The sequence below is a fragment of the Lentzea sp. NPDC051213 genome (genome assembly GCF_044455585.1).
Classification (GTDB): Bacteria; Actinomycetota; Actinomycetes; order Mycobacteriales; family Pseudonocardiaceae; genus Lentzea.
This window is the reverse complement of record NZ_JBITEX010000007.1, coordinates 389255-404321: the sequence shown is the minus strand read 5'-3', so window position 1 is coordinate 404321 and position 15067 is coordinate 389255. Positions and strand designations below refer to the sequence as shown.

The 15067-nt window shown below is 69.9% G+C and carries 12 protein-coding genes; 5 read left to right on the top strand and 7 right to left on the bottom strand.

What is annotated here, in order from left to right; all coding sequences use genetic code 11:
• Positions 1 to 6 precede the first annotated feature (6 nt).
• Both ACIA8G_RS30525 and ACIA8G_RS30520 read right to left on the bottom strand, forming a co-directional pair.
• Positions 7 to 1878: a S8 family serine peptidase gene (locus ACIA8G_RS30525; RefSeq protein ID WP_396422133.1), complete on the bottom strand. Its 1872-nt coding sequence runs from the start codon at positions 1876 to 1878 to the stop codon at positions 7 to 9.
• Between the two features lie 232 nt (positions 1879 to 2110).
• A complete protein-coding gene (locus ACIA8G_RS30520) occupies positions 2111 to 2527 on the bottom strand; it encodes a DoxX family membrane protein (RefSeq protein ID WP_396422132.1) in 417 nt (138 codons plus the stop codon).
• Between the two features lie 216 nt (positions 2528 to 2743).
• Here ACIA8G_RS30520 and ACIA8G_RS30515 point away from each other — a divergent pair, with 216 nt between their 5' ends.
• Both ACIA8G_RS30515 and ACIA8G_RS30510 read left to right on the top strand, forming a co-directional pair.
• Positions 2744 to 3484: a toll/interleukin-1 receptor domain-containing protein gene (locus ACIA8G_RS30515; protein WP_396422131.1), complete on the top strand. Its 741-nt coding sequence runs from the start codon at positions 2744 to 2746 to the stop codon at positions 3482 to 3484.
• Between the two features lie 34 nt (positions 3485 to 3518).
• A complete protein-coding gene (locus tag ACIA8G_RS30510; protein ID WP_396422130.1) occupies positions 3519 to 4265 on the top strand; it encodes a BTAD domain-containing putative transcriptional regulator in 747 nt (248 codons plus the stop codon).
• Here ACIA8G_RS30510 and ACIA8G_RS30505 read toward each other — a convergent pair.
• From ACIA8G_RS30505 to ACIA8G_RS30490, 4 genes are all read right to left on the bottom strand, one after another.
• Positions 4220 to 5083: a hypothetical protein gene (locus ACIA8G_RS30505; RefSeq protein ID WP_396422129.1), complete on the bottom strand. Its 864-nt coding sequence runs from the start codon at positions 5081 to 5083 to the stop codon at positions 4220 to 4222. The genes ACIA8G_RS30510 and ACIA8G_RS30505 overlap by 46 nt on opposite strands.
• Positions 5074 to 5550, bottom strand: a complete 477-nt coding sequence (locus ACIA8G_RS30500; RefSeq protein WP_396422128.1) for a hypothetical protein — start codon at positions 5548 to 5550, stop codon at positions 5074 to 5076. Before ACIA8G_RS30500 ends, ACIA8G_RS30505 begins: the two co-directional genes overlap by 10 nt.
• A gap of 89 nt (positions 5551 to 5639) precedes the next feature.
• Positions 5640 to 8093 carry a LuxR C-terminal-related transcriptional regulator gene (locus ACIA8G_RS30495; protein ID WP_396422127.1) on the bottom strand — a complete coding sequence of 818 codons (2454 nt, stop codon included), beginning with the start codon at positions 8091 to 8093 and terminating at the stop codon, positions 5640 to 5642.
• The gene (locus ACIA8G_RS30490; RefSeq protein WP_396422126.1) at positions 8093 to 10024 is read right to left on the bottom strand and encodes a LuxR C-terminal-related transcriptional regulator; all 1932 of its coding nucleotides are present in this window, start codon (positions 10022 to 10024) and stop codon (positions 8093 to 8095) included. Before ACIA8G_RS30490 ends, ACIA8G_RS30495 begins: the two co-directional genes overlap by 1 nt.
• Before the next feature lie 228 nt (positions 10025 to 10252).
• Between ACIA8G_RS30490 and ACIA8G_RS30485 the strand changes: the two genes are divergently transcribed.
• From ACIA8G_RS30485 to ACIA8G_RS30475, 3 genes are all read left to right on the top strand, one after another.
• Positions 10253 to 13093 carry a helix-turn-helix transcriptional regulator gene (locus ACIA8G_RS30485; RefSeq protein ID WP_396422125.1) on the top strand — a complete coding sequence of 947 codons (2841 nt, stop codon included), beginning with the start codon at positions 10253 to 10255 and terminating at the stop codon, positions 13091 to 13093.
• Positions 13094 to 13280: 187 nt separating this feature from the next.
• Positions 13281 to 13694 carry a nuclear transport factor 2 family protein gene (locus ACIA8G_RS30480; protein ID WP_396422124.1) on the top strand — a complete coding sequence of 138 codons (414 nt, stop codon included), beginning with the start codon at positions 13281 to 13283 and terminating at the stop codon, positions 13692 to 13694.
• Positions 13695 to 13839: 145 nt separating this feature from the next.
• The gene (locus ACIA8G_RS30475) at positions 13840 to 14463 is read left to right on the top strand and encodes an isochorismatase family protein (protein WP_396422123.1); all 624 of its coding nucleotides are present in this window, start codon (positions 13840 to 13842) and stop codon (positions 14461 to 14463) included.
• Here the strand turns inward: ACIA8G_RS30475 and ACIA8G_RS30470 are convergent.
• Positions 14448 to 14885 carry a MarR family winged helix-turn-helix transcriptional regulator gene (locus ACIA8G_RS30470; RefSeq protein ID WP_396422122.1) on the bottom strand — a complete coding sequence of 146 codons (438 nt, stop codon included), beginning with the start codon at positions 14883 to 14885 and terminating at the stop codon, positions 14448 to 14450. The genes ACIA8G_RS30475 and ACIA8G_RS30470 overlap by 16 nt on opposite strands.
• Positions 14886 to 15067: the final 182 nt, after the last annotated feature.

The window sequence follows — 15067 nt, the reverse complement described above, 5'->3', positions numbered from 1 at the left end:
TCAGTGCTACGAGGCGAGCGGGATGTCACCTCCGACGCCCCACTGGGTGGTGAACTGGCCGCGGACGTACCAGTTGCCTTCCCACGGCCGCCACACGGCGAGATCGGTCACGCCGTCGCCGTTGAAGTCGCCGGGAACCGGGATGTCCCCGCCGACGCCCCACTGCGTGGTGCTGATGCCACGCACGTACCAGTTGCCCTCAGAAGGACGCCACACAGCCAGATCCGCGATGCCATCGCCGTTGTAGTCGCCCACAACAGGGATATCGCCGCCAACGCCCCACTGGGTCGTGCTGATCCCACGCACGTACCAGTTACCTTCGGAAGGCCGCCACACAGCCAGATCCGTGATGCCATCGCCGTTGTAGTCAGCCGCAACGGGGATGTCACCGCCAACACCCCACTGAGTCGTGCTGATCCCACGCACGTACCAGTTGCCTTCAGAAGGACGCCACACAGCGAAGTCCGTTACGCCATCACCGTTGTAGTCACCCGGAACCGGGATGTCGCCACCGACGCCCCACTGGACTGTGCCGATGCCTCGCACATACCAGTTGCCTTCAGAAGGACGCCACACGGCGAAATCGGTCACGCCGTCGCCGTTGTAGTCACCCGGAACCGGGATGTCGGCGCCGATTCCCCACTGCGTGGTGCTGATCCCGCGCACGTACCAGTTGCCCTCCCACGGCCGCCAGACCGTCAGGTCCGTCGTCCCGTCACCGTTGTAGTCGCCTTCCGGACCCCACTGGGTGAACAGCGAGTACAGCAGCCGGTTCGGCGATCCCGCGCCGGGACCGCCGACCACGCCGGCCGTCGCGTTGCGGACGATGGCGTCGTGCACTCGCTGGGCAGGGGCCGCCGGATGCCGTTGGAGGTACAGCGCCGCCACGCCGGCCACGTGCGGGGTGGCCATCGAGGTGCCGCTGATCGAGCTGGTCGCCGTGTCACTGGTGTTCCACGACGACGTGATGCCGACGCCCGGCGCGAACAGGTCGGTGCAGGTACCGAAGTTCGAGAACGACGCCCTGGCGTCGTTGATCGCCGTGGCATTCACTGTCAGGGCCTGCGCGACCCTGGCAGGCGAGGTCTGGCAGGCGTCGGTGTTGGAGTTGCCCGACGCCACGGCGTAGGTGATGCCCGAGGCGATCGAGTTGCGGATCGCGGTGTCCAGCGGGTCGAACGCGCCACCGCCCAGGCTCATGTTCGCCACCGCCGGCCTGACCGCGTTGGCGGTCACCCAGTCCACTCCGCTGATCACGCCGGCGAAGCTGCCGCTGCCGCCGCAGTTCAGCACCTTGACGGCGACGAGCCGCACCGCCTTGGCCACGCCGTATTCCTGGCCGCCGATCGTGCCTGCCACGTGCGTGCCGTGGCCGTTGCAGTCGGTGTCGTTGCCGTCCCCTGTGGTGTTGGTGCCCCAGCTCGCGCGTCCGCCGAAGGTCGTGTGGGATACGCGGATGCCCGTGTCGATCACGTAGGCGCGGACGCCTGCTGCGGTCGGCCCGTAGTTGTAGCGCTGGTCCAGCGGCAGGTTGCGCTGGTCGATCCGGTCCAGTCCCCACGACGGCGGGTTGACCTGAACGGAGTCAGCCTTGACCACCGCGTCCTGGTACACCGCCGCCACGCGCGGATCACGGGCCAGTGCCTTGGCGTTCGCCGCCTTGGCGTTGACCGCGAACCCCTGCAGCGCGTGCTGCCAGCTCGCGGTCACCGTCCCGTTGTACTGCTTGGCCAGCGAGCCCGCGCTCGCCGCCGCCACGCCGTTGCGGAGCACGACCACGTACTGGTCCGCGATCGCCTTCCCCGCCGGTGCGGCGATGACGACCCCTTCTGCCGCCGAGGCCGTTGCCACGCCCGTCGACAACCCGGTCGCGGCCACCACGATCCCTACAAGCGCACGCCGTATGACGTGTCTGCCCGAGGTTTTCACAAACGCCCCTCTCATCCGAGACAAGCCTTGTGCAGGCGCACGGTGCGCCCGCCAAGGACGTCGTCGCAGCAGAGGTTTCGTAACCGGAAAACGTGGGTATCGGCCCAAATGACTCCGTCGGGAGCACCGGGCTACGCGAGGTGCCGCCCGTACCGGCGCAGACAGCTGGCAGCGATCTGGGCTACGCGGCGATCGTCTTCAGGTAGGTAGGCCGCAACATCGGCACGAACGCCTGCCGGTAGACCCACGCCAGGTAGATCTCGATCACCGCGAGCACCACGGCCATCCCCGCGCCACTGGGCTCCAGCAGCACGTGGAACCCGAAGATCCCGACCACCAACGGCGCCAGCAGTGCCAGTGCGAGCGGCGCGAACCTGTTGACCAGCAACATGATCCCGGCCACCAGCTCGACGACCTTGGTGACGGGCATGATGAACCCGCTTTCGCCGAGCGCGGTGGCGAACGCCACCGCCTCGGCCGACATGCCGTCGGTGGACTGGGATCCGATCCCGAACAGCCCGGTGAAACCGGAGAACGTGAACAGCGCACCGAACAGCACGCGCACGACAACGTTGATGTATTTGATCGTCTTCGTCATGCGGACAAGCTTCGAACCTCTAGTTTGCAGGAGGTAAAGCCCGTTCGCTCAACGCTGAACGAACCTGCCGCGACCCTGCGACGTGCTATCCGCGACGACGATCTCTGTATTGGCGTCGTATAGAAGTTCGGTCGTGCCGGCCACGACGATCGTCGCCTTCCGCCACGGCTGTTCGCGGAGCATGAACGGCAGGTCCTCCGCCAGCCATGCAGCGACGTGCCGTCGTTGGGCGGCGGAGTCACCGCCAGCACGTTCTCGGCCATCAGGTCTCCCCAGTCGAAGTACGCGTGGTTCCAGGCGATGTCGTCGGTGTGCACGACCTCCGACCTGTGCCCGGCCACTTCCGTCCCGGACCTGGTTCGCCTTCACTTCGCAAAACACCTCAGCCATGAGCAGGAGGAGCACATGAAGGCGTCGTTACGCGCCACCGGCGCACCTGCACTGCCCAGCTTCGACGATGCGCTCACCAGCCGCACCTCGCACGCGCGCGCCGTTGCTGCGGCCAACCGGTTCGACGTCTTCCTCGTGTACAACACCAGCGACCTTGCGGAAGTGCTCGAGATCAGCGGTGCACTGCGCCTGCGCGGTATCCGGCCGTGGATCGACGTGGAGCAGGTCAGGCCCGGCACGTGGGTGCAGGACGCGATCCAGGCGGCCGTTCGGGCGAGCCGGGCCGCCGCGGTGTTCCTCGGTCCTCGTGGCGCCGGGCGGTGGCAGCGGCTGGAGATCCTCGCGTTCGTCGAACGGTGCACGGTCGAAGAGATTCCCGTGGTACCCGTGCTTTTGCCGGGTGTGCCGGAGGTGCCGTCCGAACTGGTGTTGCTCCGCCAGCTCAACCACGTCCGGTTCAGGAAGTCGGTTCACGAGCCGGATTCACTGGATCGCCTGTGCTGGGGCATCACCGGCGACCGGGAGGTTCCTGCGCGAACTGCGCCCGTTCACTGGTCTCGAGGCTAGGGCCCTGGCGGTTGGTGCGTCTCAGCATGGAACGGTGGACATTCTCGTGCTGGGACCACTGAACGTGTTGCGTGACGGTGCACCGGTGTACGTCCGAACCGGACGCAAACCCCGGCTCGTTCTCGCGATCCTCGCGTCGCGCGCGCCTCATGCCGCCTCGGCCGACGCCCTGGTCGAGGCGGTGTGGGGTGCGCGGCCGCCGCGGTCGGCTCGGCGGAATCTGCAGCAGTACGTGCAGCAGCTTCGGGCCGCGCTTGGCGCTGATGTGCTTGTGCGCCAAGGTGATGGGTATGCGGTTGTGGCCGATGTCGTGGACGCCGTGCGGTTCCGGCGGCTGACGGCGGAAGGTGATGCGGCACTGGCCGTCGGCGACGTTGCGGGGGCCGGGCGTGTGCTTGGTGCCGCGCTCGGCCTCTGGCGTGGGGCGGCGTTCGACGGTTTTCTCGATTGTCCGGCGTTGGCGTATGCGGCTACCGACCTCGAGCAGGTGCGGCTGTGTGCGGCCGAGTGGTCGGCTGACGCCGGGTTGCTGTTGGGCCGGCATGTTGCGCTGGTGCCTGAGCTGGCTCCGTTGGTGCGGCAGCATCCGTATCGGGAAGGGTTGCGTGCCAAGCTCATGCTCGCGTTGTATCGCAGCGGGTGCCGGGCCGAGGCGCTGGCGATCTACCGGCACGGTCGTGCGCTGTTGCGTGCCGAGCTCGGCATCGAGCCCGGCCCCGAGTTGCAACGGCTCCATCAGGGGATCTTGCGCGGTGACGAAGCACTAGCAGCGTTGTCCTGACGGGTGAACAGCGTCGTCCAGTCCGCGACGAGGCTGGGATCTTCGTCCAGTACTTCCTGCTGCATAACGGAAAGTCGTGCGTACGCGGTCGTGAGGTAGGCGGTCTCGTGCTTGCAGCGGACGTCCGCGTTCGTGGCCGGGTGAGTGCGGATGTCGGTGTCTTTCGGGAGGTCGTCCAGCAGGCGCAGCGGATCCGGCCAGTCGAAGCCCGCCTGCCGCATGCACTGGTGCCAGCGCGAGTTCAGTTCGGTGAAGCCGTGGTCCTGGTCGAGCCGTTTCAGGGCGTCCTCTTCGGCCTCGAACAGCAGGATTCGCAGCTGGATCCACCGCACGCGGCCGTCGCCGAGCAGGTGTCGTTCGGCGTCGGCGACGCACCCGTTCGCTGGGCGGCTCACGGTGATGCGCTTGCCTTTGGCGGCGACGCGGTCGTTCGGTGCGCCGTAGAGGGCGCGCATGTACGCGTCGGTTGCCCGCTCTGGATCTTCGGCGAACCCGGTCTCCGGTGGCGCGTCCACCGACTCCAGGCCGAACGGGGCCGGGCGGTCCTCCGTGCCCGTTTGCTGCGTCACCGTGTAGGCGAAGCCGAGCCTGGCCATGCAGTCCGCCACCAAACCGTTGTGCGCGGCGGAGATCCGCTCGACTGCGGCGGACGTGCGGTAGACCATCGAGTAGATCGGCGGCTCCGTTGCCGGTGCCGGTAGGGCCTGGGGTGCTGCGGCGACGAGGGTCGAGGCGACGGCGAACGCGACGGCCGCCCGCACCGCGAACCCCGGCAGCTTGTGGCCGCCGGGGCGTGCGGGCTTGTCGTTCAGAAGCATCGGACCGACGTGCGCGGGCGCAGCCGCAGCGAGCTGATCTCGTCGCGCTGGCCGTAGCCGTTGCCGTCGATGTTGTCGTCGGTCAGCTGGTCGTAGTTCACCGAGCTGCCGGGGTTGACGCAGAAGACCAGCCCGCCGCCGTAGCCGATGTTGTAGTAGTAGTGGCTCTCGTAGTTGCCCGTGCTGGAGTTGCTGGCAGACCACACGTTGTCGTTCACGACGGAGCCGTCCGAGAACGTGTCGTTCGTGAAGTCGTTGTCGCTGTTGAAGTAGGGGCGCGATGCACTGCCGAGGCCGGTGATGAACACGCAGTGGTTCCCGGCGCTGCAGTACGGCCCTGCGGCGCTGACGGTCCCGGCGGCCGTCTTGTCCTTGTCCGCCGCGGGCGCCGCGGTTGCCGGCGCGGCCAGCAGCGCGAGGCCGAGCGCCGGAGCGGCCAGTGCGATCGCGGCTCTCCTGATGTTCATGGTTCCTCCGTGAGGTCGACTTGATGTCGTTGCGACCGTAGGAACCTCGTGCATCGGCTTGGTACAACGCGGACCGTGACGCGTCGGTCTCACCGTGCGGTGAGCATGGCGGTCGCCAGTTCGACGCGGGACCGGTGGCCGGCGCGCTGGAACAACCGGGTGAGCCGGCTTTCGACACTCTTCTCGGACGCGCCCAGCACTCTGGCGAGCTCGCGGTTGGTCAGGCCCTCCGTGACGAGGGTAGTGAGCAGAAGTTCGTTCTCCGCCACGGTGGTTGCGCGGCCGGGCACCGACAGGTCCCGTTCGCGCATCAGGTGGCGCAGCCGGGCTCGCGGCAGCAGGGCGTCGAGGTCGCCGTAGAGGTCGTATGCCTCACGGAGAAGCCGTACGTTGCCGCGGCCGTGGACTGCCAGCAACTCCAGTGTTTCCGCGATCTCCCACGGTCGGCCGCGGTGCCGGACGAGCCGGATCACCTCCTCGCCGGCGTCCCGGTGGACGATCGCCTGGGCGAGCAGGTGGTTGCGGTGGGCGCGACCGGTGCCGACCGTGCGGGCGATCCGGTCGAGCCTGCCCGCGATCTCCTGCGCACGGTCAGGACGCAGCACGAGCAGCCGCAACCACAGTTCGTCGGTGCCGAACACCAGTCCCTGCTGTTCGGCAGCGGCCAATCCCCGGTTCAGCAACGACAGCGCCTCGCGGCCGTCGAACAACAGGGCCAGATCGGCTTCCACCAGGTCCATCACGTGCGGGAGGCAGTACGGGGCCTCTTGGTCGATCACGGCGCGGGCGCGGGCGAGTTGGGCGCGCGCAAGGTGGATCGTCGCGAGCTTCTGGCACAGAACGGTGTGGGGCAACACTTGTCCGACGGTGGCCCTGGTGGTCAACGCCAGTCGGCCGTACACGAGGACCATGTCCCATCGGTCCTCCTGCACGGCCACAAGCGCTTTCTCAACGGTGGAAGGTTGAGCGCAGTCCGTCTCACCGAGGGCCAGCAGAGTCTGGTTGATCGCGGACTGCAGCGCAATCCTGTTGCGCGGCTGGTGAAACAACGGCAGCAGTCCCGGATCGGCGGCGATCCGGTGGAAGTCGGCCAGCCGCCCGAGCAGAACCCCTGCCTGCATGCCGCACAACTCGCCGAACGTGGCCGTGGCCGCGTCGGCGGAGGACCACGTGGCACGGGTGTTGTGCAGCAGGTGGAACGCCTTCTCCCACTGCGCGGTCAGGCACAGGGCCACGGCCTGGCCGACGATGGCGCGGGCCGGTCCGCCGGGCAGCGAGCCGTGTTCGGCGATCTCGTGCAACGCGGCGCGGTCGCCGGAAGCAGCGAGCCCCACGAGGCGGATGACCTGGATCTCCGTGACCGCGGTGATCGGCAGGTCGTCGATGTGCTCGCGCAACACGAGATCGGCGCTGGTGAGCGCGGCGGTGTGGTCCAGGTGGAGGCCGCAGACCACCACGTGCAGGAACAGTGCCTGGGCGCGCTGGCGGGGAGCTGTGAGCCGTTGCGCCGCAGCCCATAGCCACCGTCGTGCGTGGTGGTGGTCGAGTGTCAGCACGCGCGATCCGGCTTCGAGGAGTTCACGGCCCGCGTACTCGGCGTCGATCGAACCGGCCGCGTCCATCAGGCGCTCTGGCAGGTAGGCGGGGTCGGGGCAGGTCGCTGTGCCGTTCCGCAGCGCTGCGACGGCCAGCCGCGACAGCTCCTGACGTTCCCACGGGCCCAACCCTTGCCTCAGGCAGGACGCGAGCAGCGGCGCCCGGAAGCGCCACGTCTGCCCGGTGCGCGTGAGGTGGGGCCCCAGCCGGTCGAACGCCGCGCGGAGCTCGTCGGACGGCAATCCCGTCGCCTCCGCCACGAGGGCCTCTGCCGCTGCCCCCAGCGGATGCAGCACCGCTAGAGCCTTGAGCACGGTCCAGTCAGGTTCGTGGTGCCACCGCAGTCGTTGCAGCACTGGATGCGTCACCGGCGCAGCAGGCGAGCAAGCGGGGATCAGGTGTGCGGTGCGGTCGACGATCCGCAGCGAACCGCCGGCGCGGTGGCCGTCCAGCGCCAGGCGCAGCACCGCGGGATTGCCGCGGCTGCCGCGGTACAGGGTCTCCAGCAGCGCGGGTACCGGTGTGGCCTGGAGCAGGTCGGTGAGCACCCGTTCGGCGTCGGCGTGCCGCAGAGGCCGCAGCCTGACCACTTCGCGGGGCACGTGGGTCAGCGCGGCGTGGTCTGGCCGGACCGGGGTGCGGTAGGTGCCCACCGCCGTCACGGGCAACCGGGCGAGCGCGCACAACGTCTCCCTGTCCGCGCGGTCGAGGTCGTCGAGCAACAGGACCGCCGAAGGGGCCAGTGCGAGCTGTGCCGTCACGCGTTCGCGCAAGCCGAAGTCCTTGCGCAACACCGGGATGTGAATCGTGCTGACCGCCTTCTCGAGCGCGTCCCGCACGTGAGCCAGCACGGTGCTGCGCCCGGCGCCCGCAGGCCCGGAGATCAGCGTCAGACCGGGCTTGCCGGACAGGACCGACCGCACCACACGGTCGATGAGCTCGCTCATCAGGACACCGCCGGCAGTCTGCCGTCGAGACTGGCCACCGCCAGCTCGACGCGCGAGCGGCAACCCGTCCGCGCGAACAACCGGGTCAGGTGGTTCTCCACGGTCTTCTTGCTGACGCGATGCGCGGTGGCGATCTGCCGGTTGGTCAGACCTGCCCTGATCTGCTCGACGAGGCGCAGTTCGTAGTCGGACAACGAAGTGGGCTCGGCCTGCCGGAACTCGCCGCGGATCGCCGCGACGTACAGCCGCGCCAGGTGGTGGGCGGGGTTCGTGCCGTCGCCGAGCAGCTCCAGTTGCCGGGCGGCCTGCAGCGCCGCCGGCCAGTCGGCGGCGGCGAACGCACGCACGACGCGCTGGTATTGGCGCAGCAGACCGGTTTCGGCGCTGCGGTAGCGCGGCCCGAGCACTGTTTCCAAAACCGACGCGAGATCAGCTGCCGTGCCCGCCTCGACGAGATCGTCCAGCCGTCCGGCACGCGCGCCGCGCAGCGCTTGGTACACCGCGTTGAGTTCCGCCGTGGACATCAGCCGTTCGGCGTCGTCGTCGCGTGGCGGCACCGGGGTCCAGGACGGGCGCCGTCCCAGCCACCACGCCGCCAGCCTGCACGGCGGCTCCTCGGCGAGGGCGGGCGCGGGGGCGCCGCCGTCCAGCTCGGCGAGCATCGCGACCACGGCCAGGTCCCACCGCGCGGCGGGATCCGTGAGGGCGTTCGGTTCGGCGAGCACCTCGTCCAGCAGGTGGTGCTGGCCGGTCCGCAGGGCCGGTCGCAACGGGCATGCGTCCGCCCCGAGCCGCCTGGCCGCGGCGGACCACCGCGCTGCCCGTTCGGGGTCACGGTGCTCGGCCTCGGCCGCGTGGTCGGCCAGCCAGCCAGCGAGATCGACGAGTCGGGGTCCGGCCGCGGCCGCCTGGTCCGCCAGCCCGCCAGCGAAATCGACGAGTCGGGGGCCGGCCGCGGTGACCTGGTCGGCGAGCTGCGGTCCAGCCGCGATGACGTGGTCGGCGAGCTGCGATCCAGCCGCGGCGACGTGGTCAGCAAGCGCGGCCTGCTCGATCGGCAGCCCGCGGTGCCAACGATCCAGCAGGTGCCGGGCGAACCGCAGGTGGATCTCCCGCACCGCGTGCGGCCCCGCCTGGTCCACGGCAGTCGCCGCCAGCGCGGGACAGCAGCACCGCAACCGGCCGTCACCGTCCACGACGAGAATCCCGCACATCACCAACGCATCAGCGCAACGCCCTGCGGCGTCCGGATCCTCGGCTGCGAGCACCGGCAGGTCGGACAGGCTCACGCCCCCGAGAACCGCGGCCGCCTCCAGAACCGTGCGAGCGTGGCCGCCCAAACCAGTCGCGTGTCGCACCGTCACGTGGTCCGCGGGCAACCCGATCGGCTCGGCGGGGTCCGCCAGGCAGAACCGGTCGTGCACCCGCACCAGGCGAGCGGTCGCGATCAGGTGCTCCGCCACGGAAAGCAGCGTGCCCGGGTTGCCGAACCAGGAGCCGAGCGCCGTCCGCAGGGCGTCCACCGCGGCGTCATCCAGCGCCGCGCGGTCGTGCAGGACCGCGACGGCGCTCTCCTCGTCCAGGGACGGCAAGTCCACCACCTCATCGGCGATGTCCAGCAGTTCGACGTCTCCGGGCCCACCCGCGGCCACTACCAGGCAGCCGGGCCGCACGCGGGCCAGCAGGTCCTCCGCCGTCGCCGCCGGCTCGTCCGCCACGAGCACCGCGGGCGGCACGACGTGGATCGAGGGCCTGCCCAACGGAGCCGGAACCGCCCTCAGCCCTGTGGCCCGCCAGGAGGTCACGGCGGCCCCCAGCACCGCCGAGCGCCCGCTGCCTGGCAGGCCTCGCACCAGGACCAGCCGTCCTCGCCGTCCCGCACGCGGTGCCAGCCCGAGCAGGGCGGCGAGCTGAGTCTGTCTGCCGCGCAACCGCATTCTCGTCCCCCGATCGACATTGACCGTCCTGAGTGGACACCACAGTCGCGGCTGCGGGCCGGGAAGACACCGACCACCTGACGACATCGCCGCCGCAAGTGCTCTGAACTGCGAATACGTGCGTCTCAACAGCGACCTGCGGAGGGCGGCCTGCGGAGTCGCGTCTCACCCCAGGTGAGCCTCAGCTGGGCGGTGCCACAGCGACGACGTAAGTTGCTGGGTATGGATCTCGGAGCCGCACCGGACGCGTGGGTCGGTCGCGAGCCGGAGCTCGCGGTGCTGCGGCAGGCCGTCGAACGGCTCAGCCTCGGGGTCGGGTCCGCGGTGTGGGTCGAGGGCGAGCCGGGAATCGGCAAGTCGGCGTTGGTCCGCAAGGCGGTGGACGAGGCGAAGGCGGCCGGGTGCGAGGTGCTCGTCGGCGCCGCGGACTCGATCTCCCAACGCTCGCCGTTGCACGTGATGCTGGATCTGCTGCAGGTGTGGCCCCGCTCCCCCGACCCGCGGCGGCACGAGATCGCCCGGCTCCTGTCCGAGCGGCGGTTCGGCCTGCTGGAGACGGCGGACGTGCCGGGAACGGACATCGAGCTGCTGGCCGGGCTGGTGGACGAGCTGTGCACCGCCGGGCCGGTGGTCCTCGCCGTCGACGATCTGCAGCACCTCGACGAGACGTCGTTCCTGCTGTGGCACCGGCTGGTCGCCGCGGTCGACCAGCTGCCGCTGCTGCTGATCACGACCGCGCGACCGGCGCCGCAGCGGCGGGAGACCGACGATCTCCGAGCCGTGTTCGAACGGCGCGGCCACCCGCTCCTCGTGCTGGAGCCGCTGGCCGAGGCCGAGGCGGCACAGTTGCTGGACGCACTCGCTGCGGAGCTGTCCGAGGACGTGCGGGGTGCGCTGCGCAGCCTCGCCGCGGGCAATCCCCTCTACCTGCGGGAACTCGCCGATGCGGCCCGCAGGGACGGAACGCTGCGCGACGGCGGTCAGCTGCCGACCTCCTTCGCGGAGGCGTTGTGGGGACGGTTGCGCGTTGTCCCGGCAGGAGCGGTGGAGGTGTTGCGCGCCGCTGCCTTGCTGGGCAGCCGGTTCGTCGTCGCCGAGCTCGTCGTGCTGACCGCACAACCGGCGGCGGACGTGGTGCTGGGCCTGCAGGAGGCGTTCGCGGCCGACATCGTCGTCGACTCCGGTGGCCAGCTGGCGTTCCGTCATCCCCTGATCCGGCAGGCGTTGTACGAGGAGATGCCGCTGGCCCTGCGCGCCGCGCGGCATCGCGAGGCCGCCCAGGCACTGGCGGAGTCGGGCAGTGGCGCGCTGCGCGTCGCCGAGCAGCTGCTGGCCTCGGACGAGCCCGGTGGCATGTGGACGCGGCGGTGGCTGGCGGAGAACGCGACCGCGCTGGCGGCACACGCGCCGGAGATCGTGGCGGAACTGCTGAGCAGGGAGGCCGATCACAGCCAGGCGGGCGGCGAGGCCGAGGTCCTGATCGCGACGCTCGCGTGGGTGTTGCTCGGGGTCGGGCGGTACGACGAGGCGGTGGCCAGAGCAAGGCAGGGGCTGGCGGTCGTCACGCTGAGCACGCGCCGCGCGGAGATGTACTTCGTGCTGGTGCGGTCGCTGTTCAGCCTGGGGCGCAACACCGAGGCGGTCGAGGCGGCCCGGCGGGCGCTGTCGCGCACCGACCTGTCGTTCGTCTGGCGGGCGCGGCTTCTGGTGCCGCTGGCGATGTACCAGCGGGCCGGCGAGGGCGACCTGGAGACCGCCGAGGCGACCGGGAAGCAGGCGCTGCACCTGGCGGAGAGCGTGCGAGACACCTTCGCGATCGCGTACGCGCTGACCGTGCTGTGGACGACCCACTCGGTCCGTCGCGACCACCAGGCGGCACTGGCCTTCGTGGATCGTTCCCTGGAGGTGCTGAGCGCCGGCCCCGAACACTCGGATCTGCTGGCGCTGGCCCAGGACGCGCGGATCTTCACGCTGCAGAACCTCGCCCGGTGGGACGACGCGGCCGCCGCGTTGCGCGAGGAACGGGACGGCGGCGGACTGCGACCGGCCGGCCTGCGTCGCGGAGTGACCGCCGCGGTGCTGCTGTACTGGCTGGGGAGTTGGGACGACGCGCTGGCCGAGTTCGACAGCGATCACTTCTGGCAGGCGAGCTGCAGCTACGCCGGCCTGCGCGAACCCGGCCCGACCCAGCTGCTGCACGGCGTCGGTGCGCTGATCGCGGCCCGCCGGGATGAACGCGACCTCGCCGCCGCTCGCATCGGGGCGGGATCCGTGGTGCCGATCAGCACCATCGGTGAGCGCGAGAACCAGGACTTCCTGATGGCGGCGTCGAGCGTCCTGTTCGAACAGGAAGGTGACGCCCAGCGCGCCATGACCGTGCTCGCGGACACCGCGCTGAACCGCCTGCCCGGGGAGATGACCCTCACCCATCAGTGGTTGCCTGATCTGGTCCGGCTGGCGCTCGACGTCGGTGATCAGGAGGTCGTGCAGGCGGCGTTGACGCAAGCCCAGGCCGAGGCCGAAGCCGAGACCGCGTCGGATTCCGGGCCTGCCCGTGCGACCGCGGCCCTGTGGCGCTGCGAGGGGCTGGCCCAGCAGGACCCGGCACCGTTGCGAGACGCGGTGGAGCACTACCGGACCGCCGGCCCGCCGGTCGAACTGGCCGGCGCGCTCGAGGATCTGGCCGCCGTGTGCGCGAGTCGCGGTGAGCAGGCCGAGGCGAAGGACGCCCTGCACGAGGCGGTCACCCGGTACGCGGACTTCGGCGCGGAGTGGGACGTCCTGCGCGCCGATCGCCGCCTCCGCGAGCTCGGCGTCCGCCGGGGCGTGCGCGGTCCACGCGAGCAGCGGGACGTCAGCGGCTGGGGTTCGCTCACCCCGACCGAGGTCCGCATCGCCGAGCTCGTCGCCGAGGGCCGGTCGACCCCCGCCATCGCCGCGAGTCTGTTCCTGTCACGGCGGACCGTGCAGACCTACATCTCGCACATCCTCGGCAAGCTCGGCGCCAGCGGCCGGGTCGACATCGCCAGGATCGTGTTCGAGAGCCGCGCCGCGAAGCCCTAGCGCTCACCGGCCCTGCGGAGCCACAGGTCGTCCCACCACAGAACCCCGTTGTTGCTGCTCAACGGGGCGTGAAGAACAACATCGTCAGTCGGACGATGTCTCCTCCGACCCCCGCGGCGAGCATTGGCGCGCTTGCCGGGGGCCGTGGGTCGCCGAGCTGAAGCCTGACGACCAACAGGAGGACAAAGTGGAGTCGAGGACGATCGACGAGAGCGGGACGACGCAGGCACAGGAGGTCGTGCGGGACATCTACGAGGCGTTGGCCGGCGGTGACTTCGCGGCTTTCCTCGGCAGGCTCGCGAACAACGTCGAGTGGACCGTCGCGGCCGGGCTCCCGCAGGGCGGTGTCTACATCGGACCGGAGGCCGTGGCCGGCCTGTTCGCCGGGTACGCCGACGTGTGGGACGACTTCCAGGTCGTCCCCGCGCAGATCTACGGCGCGCAGCACACGGTTCTGGCCCTCGGCCACTACCGCGGAACGCACCGCGTGACGCGGAAGTCGGTCGTGGCGCGGTTCGCTCACGTCTGGCACATCGAGGACGGCAAGGCCGTGCGCTTCGAAACGATCAACGACTCGCACACGATCGTCGCCGCCGGCTAGGACTCACCGGAAGCGGTGCGGGCCCGCCCGAGAACGGTGTCCTGGCGTGGGAGCCTGGCGTGGTGGCCATCACGAGTGCGCGTGTTGACGTGTCAAGTCATGAATGCGTAAGTTCGAGTGGGCAACCTGAGAAAAGGGAGTTCTGATGAACGTCGAACCGCTCACTCCGGCCAACACGACCGTCGTATTGGTCGATCACGCGGTGGGTTTCGCCAACGTCCTGCGTTCACACGACCTGTCGACGCACCTGAACAACGTCCTCGGGCTGGCCAAGACCGCGGTCGGTTTCCAAAGCGGCCTGGTGGTGACCAACGGGCTGCCCGACAAGCCTTCCGGTCCGTTGCACCAGGAGCTGCTCGAGATCATCGGCGATCACCCGGTGATCGAACGACCCGGCAGCCTCAACAGCTTCGAGGACGAGAACTTCGCCGCCGCCGTGCGTGCCACCGGGCGCAGGAAGCTGGCGATCTCCGGTGTTTCGACCGAGGGGTGCGTGCTGCAGACCGTGCTCGGCGCGTTGCGCGCGGACTACGAGGTGTACCTGGTGGTGGACGCGACGGCCAGCCTCACCCAGGAGACGCACCAGGTCGCCGTGCAGCGGATGGTGCAGGCGGGCGCGATTCCCGTCACCTGGTTCTCACTGGCCGGCGAATTCCACGCGGACCACCGCAATTCGACGGCACCGCTATTCCAGCAGTTGATGCGCGAGCACATCCCGACGATGGCGAAGGGCGTCGCGCATTTCTTCGCCGCTCAGCAGTTCGTCTGATCACGCTCGTTCAGCAGGAAAGCCCGCATGTCGCCGGGCAGGGAGTCGAGCAGGTGCGCACGCACCGCGGCCGCGTGCGCCTCGTCGGCGACGACCACCTGCGCCCGGCCCCGCTCGCTGATACCGACCAGGACCAGCCTGCCGTAACCGGCGTCGGCACGGCCGACGAGACCGCGTTCCTCCATCCGGCGCAGCTGGTGGGACAGCCGTGAGGGCGACCAGGCCAGGCCCTGTTCCAGCTCCTGGCGGGACAGCGTGCCGCCGGCCTCCTCTAGCCTCTTCAGCACCTCGTAGTCGGGCTGGGATAGCCCGGTGGTGCCCAGGCTCTGGGCCACGGCCACGGTCACGCGTTCGCTCCAGCGCAGAAACCCACGCCACACCCGCAGCTCATCGGCCCGGAGGCTGGTCTCACCGGAAGTCATGCGCCCGAGCGTGATCGACTCGATTTGACATGTCAAACGCCGCGCTGAGCAATCCTGCGGATGCGGGGAACCGGGCCACCCACGATGCTCATCACCGCACCATCCCATTGGGGGGTGGATGCGCAGGGGGGCTGCTCGGCTACGGTCGTGCAGAGACCGAATCGAGCCGCGGGCAGGAGTTA

Bases quoted from the DNA above. Each gene is read 5' to 3' on its own strand.
- ACIA8G_RS30505 (WP_396422129.1), bottom strand. From the start codon at position 5,083: ATGCTTCTGAACGACAAGCCCGCACGCCCCGGCGGCCACAAGCTGCCG.
- ACIA8G_RS30500 (WP_396422128.1), bottom strand. From the start codon at position 5,550: ATGAACATCAGGAGAGCCGCGATCGCACTGGCCGCTCCGGCGCTCGGC.
- ACIA8G_RS30485 (WP_396422125.1), top strand. From the start codon at position 10,253: ATGGATCTCGGAGCCGCACCGGACGCGTGGGTCGGTCGCGAGCCGGAG.
- ACIA8G_RS30495 (WP_396422127.1), bottom strand. From the start codon at position 8,093: ATGAGCGAGCTCATCGACCGTGTGGTGCGGTCGGTCCTGTCCGGCAAG.
- ACIA8G_RS30470 (WP_396422122.1), bottom strand. From the start codon at position 14,885: ATGACTTCCGGTGAGACCAGCCTCCGGGCCGATGAGCTGCGGGTGTGG.
- ACIA8G_RS30520 (WP_396422132.1), bottom strand. From the start codon at position 2,527: ATGACGAAGACGATCAAATACATCAACGTTGTCGTGCGCGTGCTGTTC.
- ACIA8G_RS30475 (WP_396422123.1), top strand. From the start codon at position 13,840: ATGAACGTCGAACCGCTCACTCCGGCCAACACGACCGTCGTATTGGTC.